This is a genomic window from Sediminicola luteus, assembly GCF_002514735.1.
Classification (GTDB): Bacteria; Bacteroidota; Bacteroidia; order Flavobacteriales; family Flavobacteriaceae; genus HQA918.
Map to the genome: position 1 here is coordinate 913,524 of NZ_KZ300476.1, position 19,635 is coordinate 933,158.

Consider the following 19,635-nt stretch of genomic DNA (forward strand, 5'->3'; position numbering starts at 1 on the left):
ATTATTTATGGATTAGTCGGTATAGCATAACGGCCGTACGCTGGGTAAGTGCCTCTATGGTATTCAGATTTACGGTCTCTTCTGGTGTATGTGCCCCTGTGCCCATGGTACCTAAGCCATCGAGACAATCTACATATTCGGCTACGAAAGAGGTATCGGCCGCTCCTCGTTTACCGGGATCATAAGCCAAAACCTCACCCTGCCCTAAATCTAAACTAACTTGGTTCAATAGATCCAATAGGGCATGGTTGCCCTCGGTTGGGCCCATGGCCGGATAACTATCAGTAAAGCTTATCTCTGCCGTGGTCCCGGGCAGATTCTCGGCCACTATAGCACGCATTTTTTCACGTGCCTTTTCTTTTTGTTCTTCCGAGATAAAACGTAGTCCCCCTTTTACCAGGGCCGTTTGGGCTACTACATTGGTTTTACCAAAAGCGGTTCCCCCACTTTTCAAGGGGTCGTATTCGGTAAAGGTTCCGCCCAGTAAAACCCCAGGGTTAAAAGTTAGGAACTCTTCACCACGGACCTCATCATAGAAACGGTGCAAGATGCGCGACATTTCAAAAACGGCACCGGCACCTACCCTTTCGTTAAAAATGGCCGAAGAATGGGCACGGGTCCCCTTGGTCTCTACCGCCCAACCCGAAGAACCTCGGCGGGCTACGGTGGCATAGTTAAAGCCTGTAGAGGTTTCGTACCCCAAAGCGATATCGGAACGTTTGGCCGCCTCAATCAGATGTTTCCGGCTAATATCCAATGGTTTCCCGGCACTCTCTTCGTCGCCAGTAAAGGCTACTATGACCTTAGCATCTTTAAGCAAACCATTATCGTGCAGGGCTTTAAGCGCATATAGAATAATCACATTGCCCCCTTTCATATCGTTCCCGCCCGGCGCATGGGCGATACTATCGTTGACCATGGTAAACTCCTGAAACGGACTGTTTTCCTCAAAAACGGTATCGAGATGCCCAATCAACAATAGTTTCTTACCTTTTTTTCCTCTGGTTTCAGCGAATAAATGTCCGGCCCGGTTCATTTCGGCCGGCATATCGTACCATGAGGTTTCCATGCCCAAAGCCTCGAACTCTTTGGAAAAGACCTCCCCAACGGTTTTCACCCCCCTAAGGTTCAGGGTACCGCTATTTATGTTCACCACCTTCTTCAGAAAGTCGATGGCCTCCCCTTTTTGGGTAGTTACGGTCTTGATGATTTTCTTTTCGGTACGGGAAAGTTTTTGGGCGCTTAGGATATTTAACACACCTAATGCCAGCCCCAAAAGCAAGAGTTTTTGCATTTTGATCGGTTTTACTGCCCTAAAATACAGTTTTACGAACGAAACTCTGTTCCCTAGGTTACATTAGACCTTTCCGTGGGTTGGATTGTTTATGGTTTGAAGGGTTACGAATTTGCCATGAGATCAAAAGTCACATATAGGCTTAGTACTACTTACTTTGTACTTCTTACTTGGTAAGGATTTGAAGGGTTTATAGTTTATCGTTCATGGTTATTCGGTGAGTTGCCACTCCAACAATGAACTCTGAACAATGAACATTTTTAAACAGACACGAATTACACGAATATTCACGAATTTTTTCTCCGTACCTGGTACCTCCCACTTCATACTTGGAAAGGTTTTAAGAGTTTATGCTTTATTCAGCGGGCTGGATTAAATCCCATTGGTTGCCATAGAGATCCTTAAAAACGGCCACGGTACCGTAGGGTTGTACCTCAGGATGCCTAACGATTGTTACCTTATGGGTCAATAGGTTTTGGTAATCGCGCTGAAAATCGTCGGTATAGAGAAATAAAAATACGCGTCCTCCGGTCTGATTCCCAATCCTGCTTTCTTGCTCAGAAGAAGAAGCTTGTGCCAACAACAATGATGCCCCATGGGTGCCTTTGGGCCGTACCACCACCCAACGCTTATCTTCTTGGGGTAAATCTTCCAAAAGTTCAAAGCCTAGCTTATTGACATAAAAATCGATGGCCTCGTCATAATCGGCCACCACCAAACTGATCAGTCCAATATTCCTTTCCATATGGTTTTTTGGTTTGCTATTTATAGTTCATGGTATTTTCGGTGAGTTCCCATTCCAACAATGAACAATTTTTAACGGACACGAATTTCACGAACATTCACGAATTTTTACTTTGTACCTCGTACTTCCAACCTCGTATTTAGAAAGTTTTGAAGGGTTTATGGTTTATTCGGTGAGTTCCCATACCAACAATGAACTCTGAACAATGAACAATTTTTAACGGACACGAATTTCACGAATGTTCACGAATTTTCACTTTGTACTTCGTACCACCTACATCGTACTTGGAATGGTTTGAAGGGTTCATAGTTTATTCGGTGATTTCCTTTACCAACAATGAACAACGAACACTGAACAATAAACAATCAAACAGCCATCGGGATTAATCGATATACCCCATTTTACGCATCCAGTCGTCGTTGAACATCTTGCCCACGTAGCGGCTGCCATGATCATGGAACAAGACCACTACCACATCGTCTTTGGTAAACTGTTCCTTTAACTGTAACAGCCCTTTTACCGCCGCACCGGCCGAGTTACCCAAGAACATACCCTCTTCCTTGGCCAAACGTTGGGTGTATACCGCCGCATCTTTATCGGTGACCTTGGTAAAGCCGTCAATTAGACTGAAATCCACATTTTTGGGTAAAATATCTTCCCCAATACCTTCAGTGACATATGGATAGATCTCATTGTCATCGAAAATTCCGGTTTCGTGGTATTTTTTAAATACGGAACCATAAGTATCTATGCCCCAAACCTTAATATCGGGGTTTTGCTCTTTCAAATATTTGGCGACGCCAGAAACGGTACCGCCGGTGCCCACGCCCACCACGAAATGGGTAATCTTACCATCGGTCTGTTCCCAAATCTCTGGGCCTGTACTCAAATAATGCGCCTTGGCGTTAGACGGATTATCGTACTGGTTTACATACCAACCACCTTCGGTCTCCTCGGCCAAACGGCGGGCGGTGGAATAGTAGCTTCTGGGGTCGTCGGGAGCCACATCGGTTGGGCATACGTACACTTCGCTACCCATGGCTTTTAATACATCTACTTTTTCCTTTGACTGTTTGTCACTGATCACGCAGATCATCTTATACCCCTTGATTACCGCGGCCAGGGCCAGTCCCATACCCGTATTGCCCGAGGTACCTTCGATAATGGTACCTCCGGGTTTTAATAGTCCCGCTGCCTCGGCATCTTCTACCATTTGTAAAGCCATCCGGTCTTTTACCGAGTTCCCCGGATTAAAGGTTTCGTATTTGGCCAAGACCAAACAGGGTAAATCGGCCACCAAACGGTTCATCTTTACCATGGGAGTATTCCCAATGGTCCCTAAAATATTATCAACATAATCCATGTTACTCAAATTTAATGGCCTTTACAGGCTTGATCTTGGTAATAATGAAGGAGGGAATCAACATCATGGCGGTACATAAAACCAAAACCCCCACATTGAGCAATACCCAAGTGGTTGGATCGATGGCCACCGGAATATAGGTCATATAGTAATCCTTGGCATTGGGAAACTTTACCCAGCGGAACCAATGCTGGCCCAAAATAGCCAACAGACCGATAAGGTTGCCCCAAAACAATCCCACTCCGATCAAATAGGCCGCATTATACAAGAAAACCTTACGGATGCTCCAATCGGGAGACCCCATGGCCTTTAGAATACCGATCATGGGCGTACGTTCCAAAATCAACACCAATAGGGCCGTTATCATATTGATTCCGGCCACGATGATCATGATTCCGATAATGATGGCAACATTAAAATCAAAGAGTCCGATCCATTCGAAAAGTTTGGCATACCGGTCTTTTATGGTCCTGCTATCCAAAGTGGATACGGTGGCCCCGTACACTTCATTACCTTTCTGATGCAATTGATCAAAATCTTCTATGAATACCTCAAAACTGCCCACCTCATCCTTTTTCCATTTGTTCATGCGCTGTATATGACGGATATCGCAAAAGAGGTATTGCGCATCGAACTCCTCGAATCCGGAATCGTAGATACCCACGACCTCAAAATTCCGTTGGTTCGGGGTTTTCGATGGGTCTCCTTCCTTTAAAAAGAATGAAAAGAATTTATCGCCCACTTTCAATTCTAATTTATTGGCCAGAATACGCGATATAATTACCTCATCGTTAAGATTGGCATCGAGTTTGGGCAAACGCCCTGCTACCATAAACTCCGAAAAGGCAGACCAATCGTAATCAGTACCCACGCCCTTGGCCAAGATTGCCTCGAAAGTCTCCTCGGTACGAATAATTCCACTCTTGGTGGCCACGGCCTGTATGTGGGTTATGCCCGAAACCTCATTGAATTCAGGATAAAAAAACTGATCTGTGGAAACCGGCACCAACGATTCGTTACTGACATTGGTATCGTAGTTAAAAATCTGGATATGGCCATTGAACACGGCTACTTTTTCCCGTATCTTTTGTTTAAGCCCCAAGGTAGTTGCCAAAGCCACCAACATCATGATCAAACCCAGGGCCACGGCCGTAATGGCGATTTTTATAATAGGGGCCGAAATACTACTTTTATACTCCTTACCCCGAATAAGCCGTTTGGCAATAAATAATTCTAAGTTCAAACCATGACCAATTTGTACATCGTCAAAAATACGTTATTAATATGGGTTATGCTCCTAGTCGGATGCGGAAACACCCCAAAGAAGGACGGTCCGAAACCTCTGGCAGAACAAATTCGTGAAGCGCAAGGCCTTCCCATACGCACCGGTGCCGACCAAACCGATAGTTATTTGTGGTTGTTGAAAGACAAAAAAGTGGCCTTAGTGGGCAACCCTACATCGGTGATACAGAATAAACAGGGCGGGTATACGCATTTGGTAGACTCGCTGCTATCACATGGGGTGGCCCTACAAAAGGTATTTGCCCCGGAACACGGATTTAGGGGCGAGGCGGATGCAGGTGAAAGTGTGGCCGACAGCAAGGACACCAAAACCGGTTTACCCATAATCTCGCTTCATGGCAAAAACAGAAAACCGCCCCAAGCCGCTTTGGAAGGTATAGAGCTCGTGGTTTTCGACATCCAAGATGTGGGGGTGCGCTTCTATACCTATATCGCCACCTTACAACTGACCATGGAGGCCTGTGCCGAAAAAGGCATCCCCATTCTGGTCTTGGATCGGCCCAACCCCAACGCTTCGTATGTAGATGGGCCCACAATGGAGGATGAGCATCAAGGTTTTTTGGGGATGACCCCCATTCCTTTGGTGTATGGAATGACCATTGGGGAATATGCCCAAATGATAAATGGGGAAGGCTGGTTAGAAAACGGCCGGGAAGCCGAACTCACCGTGGTTCCCCTAAAACATTACGACCACTCTAGAAACTATTCGCTACCCATAAAACCCTCACCCAACCTACCGAACGACCAAGCCGTAGGGCTTTACCCTAGTTTAGGCCTTTTTGAGGGTACTACCGCCAATGCCGGGCGGGGTACGGCATTTCAGTTTCAACGCTATGGTGCCTCCTTTTTAGATAGTACCCAATATGATTTGCGATATACCCCAAAACCCATGCCCGGGGCCAAATACCCTAAAGAGGAAGGCAAGACTTGTTTTGGTAAAGATCTAGCTCAGGTCGAGATTCCGCAGCAGGTAGACTTACAATGGTTGATCGACGCCTATACCCATAGTTCCGATAAGGAAAAATTCTTTTTAACCAGCGGGTTTACCAAACACGCGGGTAATGAGACTTTGCAACAACAAATAATCGACGGGATGTCTGCCCAAGAAATCAGAGCCACTTGGCAAGACGATATAGTTACTTTTCGGAAGGTTAGGGCTAAGTATTTACTATACGAATAGCCTCTTTTAAATTGATTATTTGGGTATTAACTATCCCCCTATCACCATTATATTTCAGACCCAGGCCCTTTATATTTTTCAAAAGGAATTTTAAGCATCCGGCCCAAACCGTAGTGGTTTTCGCGTTCCATATGAGTATCTACGCCGTATTTTAGATCGGCGTTGGGCAGACTCATATAGGTACCGAATAGGCGGTCCCAAATCGAAAAGATATTCCCGTAATTACTATCGGTATAGGGCAATTGGTAGTGGTGGTGCACCTTGTGCATATCGGGCGATACGATCACATAGCTCAAAGCGGTATCCAAGCCCTTGGGCAAGGCAAAATTGGCATGGTTAAACTGCGATAATACCACCGATAGTGATTGGTACAACATAATCAAGGCCACAGGGGCACCCACAATAAAAGTAGCCAGGGCCGTAAAAGCAAAACGTATGATACTCTCACCCGGATGGTGGCGATTGGCCGTGGTGGTATCGATCTCTTGATCGGTATGGTGTACCAAATGAAATCCCCACAATACTTTGGTCTTATGCTCTACCAAATGGGCGGTATAGGCCCCGATAAGATCCATAAGCATAAGCCCCACCAATAGATCGGCCCAAAGGGGCATATCTAACCACTGCAAGACCCCGAAATGGTTGACTTGGGTCCAGTCGGAAGTTTTCAACAACAAAAACGCCAAGGGAAAATTCACCAAAATGGTGGTCAACGTAAAGAAAAAATTGATCCCCGCATGCCGCCATTTTTTATACCCAAAACGAAACATGGGGATTATGGATTCCACAATCCAGAAAAAGGCGATACCGCCCACCAAAATCAAACTGCGGTGCAGGGTGGGAATGGTCTCAAAATAGTTGTAAATAGCTTCCATGCCACCAATATAACCGATCGGTAACACTTTATCAAATAATGGTTTTCACTCACCTTCGAACACCCAAGCCCAAACGATGCTTCATGGCCTCAACGATATTAAAGGCGGCCGGACAAATAGCGACGTTCTTTTGGGTAAGGTTCGCGATTTGATGGAATTTTTTACGATCGGTATGCGGGTATTCGCGACAGGCCTTGGGACGTACCTCATAAATCATACAATAGTTCTGCGCATCTAAAAAGGTACAGGGCACCGATTGCAATACATAATCGTTTTCATCATCCAAACGCAGATAGGTGTCGATAAAGGGCTGGGGCTTCATCTTAAAATGCTTCGCGATACGGGTAATATCGGCTTGGGTAAACAGCGGACCGGTGGTCTTACAGCAATTGGCACACTCCAGACAATCGGTACGTTCAAACTCGGCCTCGTGTAGTTCCTGCATCACATAATCGAGGTTTTTTGGGGGCCTTTTCTTCAGCTTCTTAAAAAATTGCTGGTTTTCTTTTTTCTTCTCCCGCGCCCGTTGGGGCAAATCGTCCAAAGCCTTCATGGGGCAAAGATATTCAATAAAGCAATGTAGCAATGTACCGATAAATCAATGTACCAATTTGAAAATTTGATGATTTGATGATTTGAAAATGGGTCGGAAAGTACAGTTAGAAGGTTGAAGTACGAGGTTGGAGGTACGAAGTAATTGAATTATGGATATTATCAAACCACAAACCCTACAACTACTGCGCCATTCGTGCCATTCGTGAAATTCGTGTCATTCTGTATTGTTCGTTGTTCAGTGTTCATTGTTGGAATAGGGAGTCACCGAATAACCATGAACCCTTCAATTCTTTTCAAGTACGAAGAGGAAAGTACGAGGTACGAAGTGAATCGTGTGACTTCAAAGAAACCCTATACCATAAACTATGAACCCTTGAAACCATAAACCCTTCAAACCATGAACTGCGACATGGCAAGCATATCAATTTAATGATGGGATATAAAAATACCTTAGCTTCGCAGCTATGGAACATGCCGATGTTTTGGGCTTAGCCCTTATGGATTATTTGGAGAATGGGTTTTCGGAAGATATACGGACCACCTCTTCCTTGGAAGAAACAGATGTACTCCCCCTGGCCCACCTTTTTAGAGGGTATGCCGCTATGCCCGAACTCGAGCAAAAGGCCCTCCAACAATGTACGGGATCTGTATTGGATATAGGCTGCGGGGCGGGAAGCCATAGTCTATGGTTACAAGAGCAAGGGTTAAAGGTTACGGCCATCGATATTTCGCCGGGAGCCATACACTGTGCCAAACAAAGAGGTGTCAACAACGTCATCGTTTCCGATTTTCTAGACCATCAGGGTAGCTATGACACCCTTTTATTACTCATGAACGGTATCGGGCTTGCGGGCGCTTTAGCAGGTTTGGGCCCTATGTTGCATAAACTAAAGTCACTGCTGGCCCCGGGCGGACAGATTCTTGTAGACTCAAGCGATATTATTTATATGTTCGAAGACGAAAAGGGCGAATATTGGGTAGACCCGAACGGATATTATGGTGAAGTGCAATTTCAAATGCATTATAAAAAGTTCTCAAGCCCACGATTCCCATGGCTGTATGTTGATTACAACACCCTAACCAGGGCTTGTTTGGCACATGGTTTGCAATGTGAGATGATAGCTGAAGGCGCACATTACGACTATTTGGCCAGAATACACACGATTAACCCCTAATAAACGTTAGTCTAAAAACCGTTCCTATGAAATTTTCCCCGAAGATTTTCTTGTACGCTGCAATCGCCTTGGGATTTATGGCAGCCTGTTCTAGTGACGATGGTGGTAACGAAACTCCAACCGTTAGTAAAACCGCAAATTTACAGGGAACCGGGGATTCGGCCCGCGACATTCTATCCAATGAAGATTTTGACCGTTTGCTCATACAAATTGCCCATTCGGCCAATACCAAGCCTACGGCAACGACCATTAACAACTTTTCGGCCTTTTTACGCAAGCATACGTTTAAATCGAATATCGATATCGAGTATTTGCAAATAACACCGCCCAGCTCAAATGCCCTGGCCCTATCTGATATTACGGATCTTGAAAAAGAACATAGAACGGCTTATAACAACGGAAAGACCTTGGCCATCTATATCTATTTTGCCAATGCCCCTTCGGAAGATGACGACGAAGACGAAGGCACCTTTACCTTAGGCGCCGTTTATAGAAACACCTCTATGGTCATCTACCAAAATACCTTACAGAAATTTGATGCCGCCTCGGCCAGCTTGTCGATAACCGATTTAGAGACCGCCACCCTAAACCATGAATTTGGCCATTTGTTGGGCTTGGTCGACCTCGGCACGCCAGAGGTAGAGCCCCATGAAGACAATGAGGCCGATAACCACTGCAATGTGGAAGGTTGCCTAATGCGGGCCGAATTGCGTTTCGGTAACGCCATGGCCAAGATGCTTACTTCTCGTATGGGTAAAGGTAAACCGGTTATCCCGGAATTGGATGCCGCCTGCCAAGCCGATTTACGCGCCAATGGAGGCAGATAAGCACCTAAACAAAGGGACTTATTGTAAATTGGCCTCTATACTGGCCCGCAGCTCTTTTTCCCTCATACCGATTGAAGTAAACAATATCTTCCCGTCAGAATCGATTAAAAAATAAGTAGGGGCCGCTTGTACCCCATACGCTTTGGAAACTTCTTTACCTTGCACCAAGGTCTTTACCTCTACCCCCTTTTCTGCCTCATATTTTTTGAGCATCTCATTGGGTTTATCCGTCATTTCTATACCAAATACCGTTAAACCCCTGTTGGCATAGTCTTTCTGAATGGCATTCAGTACCGGAATGGCCAAAACACAGCCCTGACAATAGGGAAACCAAAACTCAAGTAAGGTCAATGGGGCTTTTGGATTCGGAAAAACCACCGTATTCCCCTCAAGATCTTGTAACTCCCACGGTGTTGCCATGGCCCCAACCTTTGATTTCATTTTGTTTCGCATACGTTGACTGTATTCCTTACCGGACAAGCGCATAAAATCTTTTGGCATATAATCCATTTGCCAATACTTGGGATCAAAAGTGGGGTTCAGGTCATAATCCGAAAAAAAGGCTCCATCTATATCTTGTCCGTCATTGCGAATATTCCCAAAAAAGTGTGGCAAATTGGAATCGGGCTCAATAAGCAAAGTATACTTGAACTTGATTTGATTGGGTTCGCTTACCGGACTGACCTTAATTCCCATATCTATGTATTTATCGATTAACACCATCGAGATTTGGGGATACTTTTTTCCGTGAAGGAGGATATCTTGTTCTTGAGTGATTTTCACCTCGGCATCGGCCATAAGTCTGGGTACTAATTTGCGTATCGAATAAAAAGAGGGGTTAAAGAAAATGGAACTGCTTACCCGCCTAGCATCAGGTGTATTGTCATAAATGACCAAGCTTTGTTCATTGGCCGCCATAAACTCTATTTTTCCATTAAAAACCTGATCACCATGTTCTTGATTGACAAACCTATATTTTGCCCCAATTAGGGTATCGGTGCTGGTAAAATCGAAATATGCGGCGGCCGTATAGTTTAAATCTTGCCCGTTGGCCCTATTGATTATTATTCGCTCCGTATTATAGGATACCTGGGCTACGCCTTCCATTTTATCTAGAAGTTTTTTCAATTTCTCCTGTCGGTTTTGGGCCGTTACACTCAAAGAAAAAAACAATAACAGACAGGCACTAGATCGTAAGAATCGCATAGGAATTGGTGTTGGATTAGGTTGATTTTCAATGAAATTATACGGTTTTTACAAACCCTAAATCATTAGCTGTCGAATTTATATAAAATTTAACAAGCTAAAGCCTTAGAAATACATTACAACCTGAAAAAAGGAACGGATTATTTCGAATCCGTTTTTAAGGAATATTCAAATACTTATGGGTCTGGAGCGATACCTTCCATTTGGGGTGGGCCATAACATAGTCTACGATCATAGGCACCACCTTGTCACGTACACTCCACTCGGGTTGCAGGTATAAGATACAGTCTTTTCCCACCAAGGCGGCCTGTTCTTCGGCAAACTTAAGATCGTGTTTGTTATAGACGATGATCTTTAACTCTTGGGCCGCGGTATGGGCCGCCGGAACAGGTAGTTTATTCTTTTTGGGCGATAGGCAGAACCAATCCCACTGACCGGAAACGGTATAGGCTCCCGAGGTCTCTATATGGGTTTTCATACCCTTGGCCTTTAGGGCTTGGGTCAAGGGGCCCATATCCCAGGTTAGGGGCTCGCCCCCGGTAATCACAATGGTATCGGAATATTTAGCAGCATTTTCCACAATCACATCAATGGCCGTTGGCGGATGCTTTTCGGCATCCCAGCTTTCTTTTACATCGCACCAATGGCAACCCACATCGCAGCCCCCTACCCGTATAAAATAGGCTGCGGTTCCTTTATAGTATCCCTCGCCCTGTATGGTATAGAACTCTTCCATCAAAGGCAACATTAGGCCTTTGTCCACTAAATCCATGGTCTGCTTTTCCAACATGCGACAAAGATAGGGGTTTGGGAGGTCAAATGTCGAAACTCGAAAATATATAGTTAGTGGTCGGTGCTCGAGATCAAAGTCACCTAGGGTAGTGAGTTCAACCTTTAATCGTTAACTACACTACCGGTATTCGTAAACTTAAATCTGTCCTATAATACTCTCATCCGACAAAAATTCTAGATGCAATCCGTAACTTTAGGGGCCGTTAAGCGAAACACTATGTACGCCATTGTCGATATTGAAACTACCGGGTTCGGAGGAGTGGATAATAAAATCACCGAAATCTCCATCTTTGTGCACAACGGTCAAACCATAGTGGATGAGTTTACCACCTTGGTTGACCCCGAAGTACGCATTAACCCCAGGGTGGCGGCTCTCACCGGTATTTCGGACGATATGGTTCGTACGGCGCCTAAATTCTACGAAATCGCCAAAAAAGTGGTCGAACTTACCCAAGACCGCATCTTCGTGGCCCATAACGTAAATTTCGATTACAACATTATCAAGGCCGAACTCGAGGCCTTGGGGGGCGATTTTTCCCGTAAAAAACTTTGTACGGTGCGCCTGTCTCGAAAACTGATTCCCGGTATGCGTTCCTATAGCCTGGGTAACCTATGCAGTACCTTGGGCATTCCCATTCACGCCCGACACCGCGCCAAAGGCGATGCCGAAGCCACGGTGATCTTACTCGAAAAATTATTGCACTTAGATGAAACTGGGGTTTTCGAATCTTTTTTAAACCCGCGTTCGCGCGAGGCTACCTTACCGCCACTTCTGCCCAAATCGGTCATCGATGGCCTGCCCGAAGTACCCGGGGTATATTATTTTAAAGATGCCAGCGGCGATACTATTTATGTGGGCAAGGCCAAAGACATTAAACAGCGGGTGCTGAGCCATTTGTACAGTAAATTCAAAAAAGAGGTGAACCTGTGCCAAGCCACCGCTAATATCACTTTTACCAGAACCGGGAACGAACTCACCGCCCTATTGTTGGAATCGGACGAGATCAAACGGATCTACCCCAAATTCAATCGGGCCCAAAAACGGCAAACCGCCAATTACGGACTCGACACCTACCAAGACCGGCAGGGTATTACCCATATCGTATACGGTAAAATGTCGGGACTAAAACAACCCTTTATGCGGTTTTACAGTCCCACTGAATGCCGTAATTTTTTAGAAAAATTCTGCGACGAATACGAACTTTGCCCACGCTATTGCAGCCTTCAGGCCATTTCGGGCGGCTGTTTCCATTACCAACTCAAAAAATGCCGTGGCGTTTGCCGCGATAAAGAATCGGTAACGACATACAACCAAAGGGTTACCGAGGCCATAGCCAGTTTTAGGCACCAAGATTCGTACCTGATCACCGAAACCGGCCGAACCCCTGACGAGCAGGCCCTGATTCTAGTACGCCAAGGTATTTATCAGGGTTTTGGCTTTGCCCCTATCCACAGCAAATCCTTGGATTACGACGCCATAATCGAACCCAAGGCCGACAACCCCGACATTCAACGTATTCTAAGGGCATATCTTAAAAAACAACCCGAAAAGGCCCAAATCGTTGCCCTACCGCCCAAGGTAAGTAAGACCATTTCATTGTTTCCCGATTTGTTTTAGGGCGTGTCCCCTGCCAGGCAGGGTACCAGGCTCTCCGCGCTACATGGTAGCCAGCTGCCCCCGATAACCATCGGGGCCCTCACGCAAAATCAAGACTAGCGATCGCCTTTATAAGCGACCACCTCGATCTCTATACGGGCATTGCGGGCCAGACCTTTGGCCGCAAAAGTGGTACGGGCCGGTTTTTTGGTAAAATGCTGGGTATAAACCCCATTAAAAGTCGAGAAATCGTCCATATCGGCCAAAACCACCATACATTTCACTACATCGTCCAAACCTAGGCCATGTTGCTTCAAAACAGCCTTTATATTGGCTATGGTCTGCTCGGTTTCGGCAACAATACCGCCCTTTATTAAAGTACGGGTACCGTGATCCATTCCGATTTGTCCGGCCAAAAAAAGAAACCCACCCGCCTCTACCGCATCGGAAAACGGGGCATTCTGTTTTTTGGCTTCGTGCGAAGGGTGAAAAACGATATCGGACTGGGCCCGACCCATGGGCGCCATTAGGAGTATAAAAAAGAAAAGAATTATCGAATTTTTCATTTCAAGGCTATTGTTCATCCCGAGCTCGATCGGTCTGTAGGTTTTCCCTAAAATTAGCCTATTTTTATCCCAAATACAACCACATGGGAAATACCGAACAATTCTTTGACCATATCACCGAAGGCTACCAGACCAAAGGCGACCATATTGTTATGGGGGCCGCTATGTTAGATGGTGAGGCCTTGACCGATGCCTTTGTAAAAGTGCCCTTAAAAACCTTAAACCGCCACGGACTCATTGCCGGGGCCACCGGTACCGGTAAAACCAAAACCTTACAAGTTTTGGCCGAAAACCTATCGGAGCAAGGTATACCGGTTATGCTTATGGACCTTAAAGGCGATTTAAGTGGTTTGGCCCAACCCAGTCCGGGCCACCCCAAGATCGATGAGCGCCATGCCAAAATCGGCCTGCCGTTTACGGCCAAAGGTTTTCCGGTGGAGATACTGAGCCTATCGGAACAAGATGGGGTTCGTCTTAGGGCGACCGTATCGGAATTTGGCCCGGTACTGTTGTCCCGTATTTTGGATCTTACCGAAACCCAATCGGGTATTGTGGCAGTCGTATTCAAATATTGTGATGACAACAAATTGCCGCTATTAGACCTCAAGGACTTTAAAAAGGTATTGCAATATGCCACCGGGGCCGGAAAAAAGGAGTTTACCGAAGCCTATGGGCGTATCTCTACCAGTTCTACCGGGGCCATTCTGCGTAAGATCGTAGAATTGGAACAGCAAGGGGCCGAAGAATATTTCGGCGAAAAGTCTTTTGATGTGGAAGATTTGGTGCGTTTAGATGAGAATGGAAGGGGCTTTATCAACATCCTTCGCTTGACCGATATACAAGACCGCCCCAAATTGTTCTCTACCTTTATGCTCAGCCTCTTGGCCGAAATATATAGTACGTTTCCCGAGCAAGGCGATAGCGATAGGCCTGAACTGATCTTGTTTATAGACGAGGCCCATTTGATCTTTAAAAATGCCTCGAAAGCCCTGTTAGAACAAATTGAAAGTATCGTAAAACTGATACGATCTAAAGGTATCGGACTCTATTTCGTAACCCAAAACCCTACCGATGTGCCCGATGCCGTTTTAGGCCAATTGGGACTCAAGGTACAACACGCCCTAAGGGCCTTTACGGCCAAAGACCGAAAGGCCATTAAGTTAACGGCCGAAAACTATCCAGAATCCGATTTTTACGATACGGCCGAGGTACTTACCTCCTTAGGTATAGGAGAAGCCTTGGTTTCCGCCCTAGATGAAAAAGGACGGCCGACACCATTGGCGGCAACTTTGCTTCGTGCCCCCATGAGCCGCATGGATGTGCTTACAAAAAAAGAGCTGGATCAACTTATCGATGCTTCCGATTTGGTACCACGTTATAGCAAGGTGGAAGACCGTGAAAGTGCCTACGAGATCTTAAACGATAAAATAGCCAAAGCAGAGGCCGAAGCCGAAAAGGAAAAAGCCAAACCCCGAAGCACACGATCGAGTTCTCGAAGTCGTAGTACCCGACAAGACCCCATAATCAAAGTGTTGACCTCGGCCACCTTTATCAGAGGGGTATTCGGTATTCTTAAAAAGGTGATGCGCTAAGTTATCCTTAAACTAAAAACAAAAGTTAATTCAGGCCCTAATCTGCCCGAGTTCTGTATATTTGGGCCTTTATTTGAAACCATATTTCATCTCCATGAAATCAAAGTATTTGTGTTTGGGGCTTTTTGTAGCCTTGCTTTCTTACCAGTGTGAAACCGTAGACGAACGCTTTTTGGTGGGTGCCGACCATGTGGGGCCCTTGGCCAAAAACAGTGCTATGGAGCAGTTAGAGACCTTGTTTTCACAAGATTCCGTCGTGCGCGATTCGGTACAGAGCATTTTAGGCGGTGCCCTAACCAAGGTTTCCGTTTTTGAAAAAGGAGGTAGTCCTCTTTTAAAATTCAGACCCTCTGCAGATAGTGTACAGACTGTGGCCCATGTACAAATATTAGACCCCCGCTACCTTACCGATAAAGGGGTGGGCCTTCACAGTACCTTTAAACAGATCCGCGATAACTACGAGATTAAAAAAGTGGTGACCAGTTTAGGTAATGTTGTGGTGTTTTTAAAAGATAGTCCGGTTTATTTTACCATAGACAAGAACGAATTACCAGACAACCTACGGTATACCAACAAACCAGTTGAAGCCGTACAGATTCCGGACGATGCCCAGCTGAAATTTATGATGGTAGGCTGGGAATAAACAAATTCCATGGCGAAATTCCAGTTACAAAGAACGCCTTTTCTCGTGCCGACTACCGACGGTAAAACCATTGCCGAACATTTCGGTCTGGCTTCCAATGGACAAGCCCAATTGAGCTTAGCCCATATGAAAGCCCCGGCAGGGTGGAGCGAACCAGCCCAATGCCCCGAATTCGACGAGTACACCTTTATCATATCGGGTAAAAAACAATTCGAAATCGAAGGCGAGGTCGTGGTACTTTCTGCCGGAGAATCGATTAAAATTGATAAAGGCACCCGAGTACGTTATTCCAACCCATTTTCTGAAAACTGCGAATATCTCTCTATTTGTACCCCGGCATTCAGCCCAGACCAGGTACACCGAGAAACGGAATGAACCGCATGAAAAAACTGTACGCAAAATACCTGCCCAAAATCATAGGCAACTATTTTAACACCTTGGCCCTTATATCGCCAAGAAAAGCCGCCATGGCCGCCGTTAAGGTCTTTAGCACACCCAGAAAGGGAAGGGTGCAAGAGGCACAGGCCGATTATTTGGAAAAAGCCAAATATCAAGTTTTCGAAACCCAAGGCCACCAGCTACAAGCCTATGAATGGCAAGGTAAGGGCCCTAAAGTGTTGTTGCTGCACGGCTGGGAAAGCAATAGCTTTAGGTGGCGAAACCTTATAGCCGAGTTACAGCAGAAAAACTACCATATTTTAGCCATAGATGCCCCGGCACACGGGCATTCTTCAGGGGCTACCCTTAATGTACCCCTCTATGCCGCCTGTGCCCATGACATTATTGATCAGGAAAAACCGGACTTTGTAATTGGGCACTCCATGGGAGGTATGTCTACCCTCTATTACCAGTACAAATACCAAAACCAGGGGTTAAAAAAGATCGTATCGTTGGGTTCGCCTTCCGAATTAAAGGAGATTATGGCCCATTACCAGGGTATGTTGGGCTTTAACCAAAGGGTATTACGGGCCCAAGACGATTATTTTTTGGAACGCTTCGGCTTTCGGATTAATGACTTCTCTACTACCGAATTTTCCAAGGATATCACATTACCCTGTTTATTGGTACATGATGAAGATGATCAAATTGCGCCCTTTCACAGCGCCGAACGTATGATGGCGAACTTACCCAATGGCCAATTGATCCGAACCAAGGGCTTGGGCCATTCGTTACATCAAAAGGAAGTGAACCAACAAATCGTGGCCTATTTGAACAGTTAGCCGTATTTTTGCTGCGGAACCACCCGGATGCGAATCCTATTTTATGTTATTAGAATATGCTCCTAAAAGGCTGCGGTGGTATGCCTTGCTTACGATTTTTATCCCCAGTATCGGCCTCATCTTACTTGGCAGTTGTAAATCCGAGAAAAAACCGGAATACGAACCCTTGAAAAACCCTTGGGAAATTGCCGTACCCCATCAAGAAATTCCGAAAGGCCTGGGGTCTTTAAGTGCTCAACAATGTGGTAGCTGTCATCAAGAACACTATGCCGAATGGCAACAATCTACCCATGCCAACGCCTGGACCGACCTGCAGTTCCAAGCCGAACTGAAAAAAGATTCGAGTCCGTTTATGTGCATCAATTGCCATATACCGCTTCAAAACCAGCAAGAGTATATAATCAAAGGGCTGGTAGATGGCGACATTTACCAACCGGTAAAGGAAAAGAACCCGCATTTCGATAAGGCCTTGCAACAAGAGGGCATTAACTGCGCCAGTTGCCATGTGCGCAATAACGTGGTCGTAGGCCCAACGGGCACAGCCATGGCTCCCCATAAAACCGTAAAAGACACCCAACACCTTTCTGAAAAACTATGTATCGGATGCCATAACGCTACGGCCGTGGTAACCCCTACCCTGGCCTGCTCTTTTGAAACCGGCGACGAATGGAAGGCCGGCCCATTCCATGGTAAAAAGAACTGTATCGATTGCCATATGGAAGAAAAACATCGTCCCGTTGTACCGGGTTATGCAGCCCGTAAAAGTAGGTTCCATGGTTTTCCGGGTTCGGGCATCCCGAAATTGGACACCCTTAAAACCACAGGGCTGGAAGGGTTGGACCTATATCCCGGAAGTCTTCCCCAAATACTATCGAAATCAGATAGTCTAAAGTATAATTTTGCCGTGCGTAATGCCCATGCCGGACATAAAGTACCTACGGGCGATCCAGAAAGGTTTTTCTTGTTCGAACTTCATATCCACGACAAAAAAGACAGTGTGGTCTATTCCCAAACCGAACGTATCGGGGAGCATTGGCAGTGGTACCCTACGGTTAAAAAACTATCGGACAACAACCTATTGCCCGGCGAAAAAAGGGAGTTTAGTTTCGGTACCCAAATCAAAGAAGTTGGAAAGTACCAACTCCGTTTTAAGGTAACCAAACATCGCTTAAACCAAAAAAACGCCGATTATAATAAGTTGCCTGCTAGTTATCCTTTGTTTAAAACCCTATTGGATACGGTGTACCGCTTTCGGGTGGGCCATTGATTCCCATTGGTAAAAGGTTTACATTGTAATGCTAAAAACCTTTACCATGTCGACCACCCTATCCCCTTTCCATTTGGCCATTCCGGTGCATAATTTGGCCGAGTGCCGTACGTTTTATGGGAATATCTTAGGTCTTGAAGAAGGACGGAGTTCGGAACATTGGGTGGACTTTGATTTTTATGGCCATCAATTGGTGATCCATTATAAACCAAAAACCGATGCCAAACTGCACACCAATGCCGTAGATGGAAAAAATGTTCCGGTGCCCCATTTTGGTATCGTACTACCCTGGGACGATTTCCATAATCTGGCAAAAACATTGGAAGTAAAACAACTTGAATTCGTGATTGCCCCATATATACGATTTTCCGGACAAGTAGGCGAACAGGCTACCATGTTCTTTTTAGACCCGGCCGGAAATGCGTTAGAATTCAAGGCCTTTAAGGATCCCGACCAACTTTTTGCCCACTAAACTGCCCGAGGGCATTCACACTAGGCATCTGAAGGAAACAAGAATACTATCTCGAGCTAAACCTGTCTCCTTTTTGGCAGGCAGACCCCGAGCCCTATTAAACCTTTTTGGCGGTCCCAAATAGAAACGGAAACCTAGCGGTAGGCTTTGTAAAGCACCAAAAGGTTATCGGCCCGGTTGGTAACGTTTAGGGTAAAACCATCGGCATTAAAGCTGGTTAGACTGGCCGCAGTTAACCCTAGGTTATCGCCATTCTGATTACTATATCGTACACCAATACAACGTGAAGTAGAAGAGTATCGCGAGATATCGTTAATGGAGTTGCCGCTACCCCCGATATACATGGCCAATTGGGTTATTCCACCACCATTATTACGGGCAAAACCCTCCATGGTGCCAAAGGCATTGGCAATACCCCGGTCATTATTTGCTACTTGGTTATCGGCATTGATTCCCGTGGTCTCTACATTGGCATGGGCCGTAAAACTTACCTGTGACGGGCGGAACGGAATTCCCGTAATAGTTCTGTTTCCTGTGGCATTGATAATAAAATACCCCATATACACTGTAGAAACCGCTGAATTGGGCAAGTATACCCCGCCATCGGCCCCGGCGGTTACGGCATTATTGGCGTCGGTACTGATTAACTCAATTTGTTGTTGCACCCCGTCGCTATCACTAAAATTGAGTGCGCCGGTAGTATTGTCTTGGGCCAATTGGGTAATCCCTCCCAACTTTCTCAGATTTCCGTTGGTACGACCAATATATAGTTCATTAGTATCAGTGGTAAGATATAGATCCCCTTCAGTAGCCGCTATAGTCGCCACCTGGGCAGAACTGATCATGTTTTGACCAAACACCATCGAAACACTACAGCTTAGGACCAATACGACTAGCCATAGGTTTTTTCTTCTACAAAACCTTCTCATAAAGCAATACACATAGGATGTTATTAAAACCTTTG

The 19,635-nt window shown here is 45.7% G+C and carries 20 protein-coding genes; 10 read left to right on the forward strand and 10 right to left on the reverse strand.

Translation table 11 applies throughout. The features are described from left to right. Position 1: 1 nt before the first annotated feature. The 4 genes from B7P33_RS03725 to B7P33_RS03740 form a co-directional block, all read right to left on the reverse strand. Entirely contained in the window at positions 2-1,294 is a 1,293-nt protein-coding gene (locus tag B7P33_RS03725) for a M20/M25/M40 family metallo-hydrolase (RefSeq protein ID WP_097440591.1), read from the reverse strand. Between the two features lie 355 nt (positions 1,295-1,649). Then, positions 1,650-2,039, reverse strand: a complete 390-nt coding sequence (locus B7P33_RS03730; RefSeq protein WP_097440592.1) for a VOC family protein — start codon at positions 2,037-2,039, stop codon at positions 1,650-1,652. 382 nt (positions 2,040-2,421) lie between these two features. After that, positions 2,422-3,402: a PLP-dependent cysteine synthase family protein gene (locus B7P33_RS03735; protein ID WP_097440593.1), complete on the reverse strand. Its 981-nt coding sequence runs from the start codon at positions 3,400-3,402 to the stop codon at positions 2,422-2,424. A 1-nt stretch (position 3,403) separates the two neighbouring features. Continuing rightward, entirely contained in the window at positions 3,404-4,645 is a 1,242-nt protein-coding gene (locus B7P33_RS03740; RefSeq protein ID WP_097440594.1) for an ABC transporter permease, read from the reverse strand. 48 nt (positions 4,646-4,693) lie between these two features. Here B7P33_RS03740 and B7P33_RS03745 point away from each other — a divergent pair, with 48 nt between their 5' ends. Next, a complete protein-coding gene (locus B7P33_RS03745; protein ID WP_245871630.1) occupies positions 4,694-5,884 on the forward strand; it encodes an exo-beta-N-acetylmuramidase NamZ family protein in 1,191 nt (396 codons plus the stop codon). 47 nt (positions 5,885-5,931) lie between these two features. Here B7P33_RS03745 and B7P33_RS03750 read toward each other — a convergent pair whose 3' ends face one another. Next, a complete protein-coding gene (locus B7P33_RS03750; RefSeq protein ID WP_097440596.1) occupies positions 5,932-6,759 on the reverse strand; it encodes a sterol desaturase family protein in 828 nt (275 codons plus the stop codon). 49 nt (positions 6,760-6,808) lie between these two features. Further along, positions 6,809-7,312, reverse strand: a complete 504-nt coding sequence (locus tag B7P33_RS03755; RefSeq protein WP_097440597.1) for a YkgJ family cysteine cluster protein — start codon at positions 7,310-7,312, stop codon at positions 6,809-6,811. A gap of 466 nt (positions 7,313-7,778) precedes the next feature. Here B7P33_RS03755 and B7P33_RS03760 point away from each other — a divergent pair, with 466 nt between their 5' ends. Both B7P33_RS03760 and B7P33_RS03765 read left to right on the forward strand, forming a co-directional pair. After that, positions 7,779-8,489, forward strand: a complete 711-nt coding sequence (locus B7P33_RS03760) for a class I SAM-dependent methyltransferase (protein WP_097440598.1) — start codon at positions 7,779-7,781, stop codon at positions 8,487-8,489. A 26-nt stretch (positions 8,490-8,515) separates the two neighbouring features. After that, entirely contained in the window at positions 8,516-9,316 is an 801-nt protein-coding gene (locus tag B7P33_RS03765; RefSeq protein ID WP_097440599.1) for a hypothetical protein, read from the forward strand. Between the two features lie 18 nt (positions 9,317-9,334). Here the strand turns inward: B7P33_RS03765 and B7P33_RS03770 are convergent, their stop codons facing one another. Then, the gene (locus tag B7P33_RS03770; RefSeq protein WP_097440600.1) at positions 9,335-10,522 is read right to left on the reverse strand and encodes a TlpA family protein disulfide reductase; all 1,188 of its coding nucleotides are present in this window, start codon (positions 10,520-10,522) and stop codon (positions 9,335-9,337) included. Positions 10,523-10,679: 157 nt separating this feature from the next. Further along, positions 10,680-11,312, reverse strand: a complete 633-nt coding sequence (locus B7P33_RS03775; protein WP_097440601.1) for a 7-carboxy-7-deazaguanine synthase QueE — start codon at positions 11,310-11,312, stop codon at positions 10,680-10,682. A gap of 180 nt (positions 11,313-11,492) precedes the next feature. On the opposite strand from B7P33_RS03775, the gene B7P33_RS03780 reads away from it, so the two are divergent. After that, complete coding sequence (locus B7P33_RS03780) at positions 11,493-12,932, forward strand: 3'-5' exonuclease family protein (RefSeq protein WP_245871632.1); 1,440 nt, start codon at positions 11,493-11,495, stop codon at positions 12,930-12,932. A gap of 95 nt (positions 12,933-13,027) precedes the next feature. Here the strand turns inward: B7P33_RS03780 and B7P33_RS03785 are convergent, their stop codons facing one another. Then, positions 13,028-13,477, reverse strand: a complete 450-nt coding sequence (locus tag B7P33_RS03785; protein WP_097440787.1) for a Rid family detoxifying hydrolase — start codon at positions 13,475-13,477, stop codon at positions 13,028-13,030. 83 nt (positions 13,478-13,560) lie between these two features. On the opposite strand from B7P33_RS03785, the gene B7P33_RS03790 reads away from it, so the two are divergent. The 6 genes from B7P33_RS03790 (at position 13,561) to B7P33_RS03815 (ending at position 18,671) form a co-directional block, all read left to right on the forward strand. After that, positions 13,561-15,069 (forward strand): helicase HerA-like domain-containing protein, encoded by a 1,509-nt coding sequence (locus B7P33_RS03790; protein WP_097440603.1) that lies wholly within the window; start codon positions 13,561-13,563, stop codon positions 15,067-15,069. A 94-nt stretch (positions 15,070-15,163) separates the two neighbouring features. Next, the gene (locus B7P33_RS03795) at positions 15,164-15,712 is read left to right on the forward strand and encodes a hypothetical protein (RefSeq protein WP_097440604.1); all 549 of its coding nucleotides are present in this window, start codon (positions 15,164-15,166) and stop codon (positions 15,710-15,712) included. A gap of 9 nt (positions 15,713-15,721) precedes the next feature. After that, positions 15,722-16,087, forward strand: coding sequence for a cupin domain-containing protein (locus B7P33_RS03800; RefSeq protein ID WP_097440605.1), 366 nt, complete (start codon positions 15,722-15,724; stop codon positions 16,085-16,087). Between the two features lie 5 nt (positions 16,088-16,092). After that, a complete protein-coding gene (locus B7P33_RS03805) occupies positions 16,093-16,932 on the forward strand; it encodes an alpha/beta fold hydrolase (RefSeq protein ID WP_097440788.1) in 840 nt (279 codons plus the stop codon). Positions 16,933-16,975: 43 nt separating this feature from the next. Beyond that, the gene (locus B7P33_RS03810) at positions 16,976-18,199 is read left to right on the forward strand and encodes a multiheme c-type cytochrome (RefSeq protein ID WP_097440606.1); all 1,224 of its coding nucleotides are present in this window, start codon (positions 16,976-16,978) and stop codon (positions 18,197-18,199) included. 46 nt (positions 18,200-18,245) lie between these two features. After that, positions 18,246-18,671 carry a VOC family protein gene (locus tag B7P33_RS03815; protein WP_097440789.1) on the forward strand — a complete coding sequence of 142 codons (426 nt, stop codon included), beginning with the start codon at positions 18,246-18,248 and terminating at the stop codon, positions 18,669-18,671. Between the two features lie 134 nt (positions 18,672-18,805). On the opposite strand, the gene B7P33_RS03820 is transcribed toward B7P33_RS03815, so the two are convergent. Beyond that, a complete protein-coding gene (locus B7P33_RS03820; protein WP_141402383.1) occupies positions 18,806-19,516 on the reverse strand; it encodes a hypothetical protein in 711 nt (236 codons plus the stop codon). Between the last annotated feature and the right edge of the window lie 119 nt (positions 19,517-19,635).

Coding starts and splice junctions, on each gene's coding strand:
- B7P33_RS03725 (WP_097440591.1), bottom strand. CDS start 1,294: ATGCAAAAACTCTTGCTTTTGGGGCTGGCATTAGGTGTGTTAAATATC.
- B7P33_RS03730 (WP_097440592.1), bottom strand. CDS start 2,039: ATGGAAAGGAATATTGGACTGATCAGTTTGGTGGTGGCCGATTATGAC.
- B7P33_RS03735 (WP_097440593.1), bottom strand. CDS start 3,402: ATGGATTATGTTGATAATATTTTAGGGACCATTGGGAATACTCCCATG.
- B7P33_RS03745 (WP_245871630.1), top strand. CDS start 4,694: ATGCTCCTAGTCGGATGCGGAAACACCCCAAAGAAGGACGGTCCGAAA.
- B7P33_RS03750 (WP_097440596.1), bottom strand. CDS start 6,759: ATGGAAGCTATTTACAACTATTTTGAGACCATTCCCACCCTGCACCGC.
- B7P33_RS03755 (WP_097440597.1), bottom strand. CDS start 7,312: ATGAAGGCTTTGGACGATTTGCCCCAACGGGCGCGGGAGAAGAAAAAA.
- B7P33_RS03760 (WP_097440598.1), top strand. CDS start 7,779: ATGGAACATGCCGATGTTTTGGGCTTAGCCCTTATGGATTATTTGGAG.
- B7P33_RS03765 (WP_097440599.1), top strand. CDS start 8,516: ATGAAATTTTCCCCGAAGATTTTCTTGTACGCTGCAATCGCCTTGGGA.
- B7P33_RS03770 (WP_097440600.1), bottom strand. CDS start 10,522: ATGCGATTCTTACGATCTAGTGCCTGTCTGTTATTGTTTTTTTCTTTG.
- B7P33_RS03775 (WP_097440601.1), bottom strand. CDS start 11,312: ATGTTGGAAAAGCAGACCATGGATTTAGTGGACAAAGGCCTAATGTTG.
- B7P33_RS03780 (WP_245871632.1), top strand. CDS start 11,493: ATGCAATCCGTAACTTTAGGGGCCGTTAAGCGAAACACTATGTACGCC.
- B7P33_RS03785 (WP_097440787.1), bottom strand. CDS start 13,477: ATGAAAAATTCGATAATTCTTTTCTTTTTTATACTCCTAATGGCGCCC.
- B7P33_RS03790 (WP_097440603.1), top strand. CDS start 13,561: ATGGGAAATACCGAACAATTCTTTGACCATATCACCGAAGGCTACCAG.
- B7P33_RS03795 (WP_097440604.1), top strand. CDS start 15,164: ATGAAATCAAAGTATTTGTGTTTGGGGCTTTTTGTAGCCTTGCTTTCT.
- B7P33_RS03800 (WP_097440605.1), top strand. CDS start 15,722: ATGGCGAAATTCCAGTTACAAAGAACGCCTTTTCTCGTGCCGACTACC.
- B7P33_RS03805 (WP_097440788.1), top strand. CDS start 16,093: ATGAAAAAACTGTACGCAAAATACCTGCCCAAAATCATAGGCAACTAT.
- B7P33_RS03810 (WP_097440606.1), top strand. CDS start 16,976: ATGTTATTAGAATATGCTCCTAAAAGGCTGCGGTGGTATGCCTTGCTT.
- B7P33_RS03815 (WP_097440789.1), top strand. CDS start 18,246: ATGTCGACCACCCTATCCCCTTTCCATTTGGCCATTCCGGTGCATAAT.
- B7P33_RS03820 (WP_141402383.1), bottom strand. CDS start 19,516: ATGATCAGTTCTGCCCAGGTGGCGACTATAGCGGCTACTGAAGGGGAT.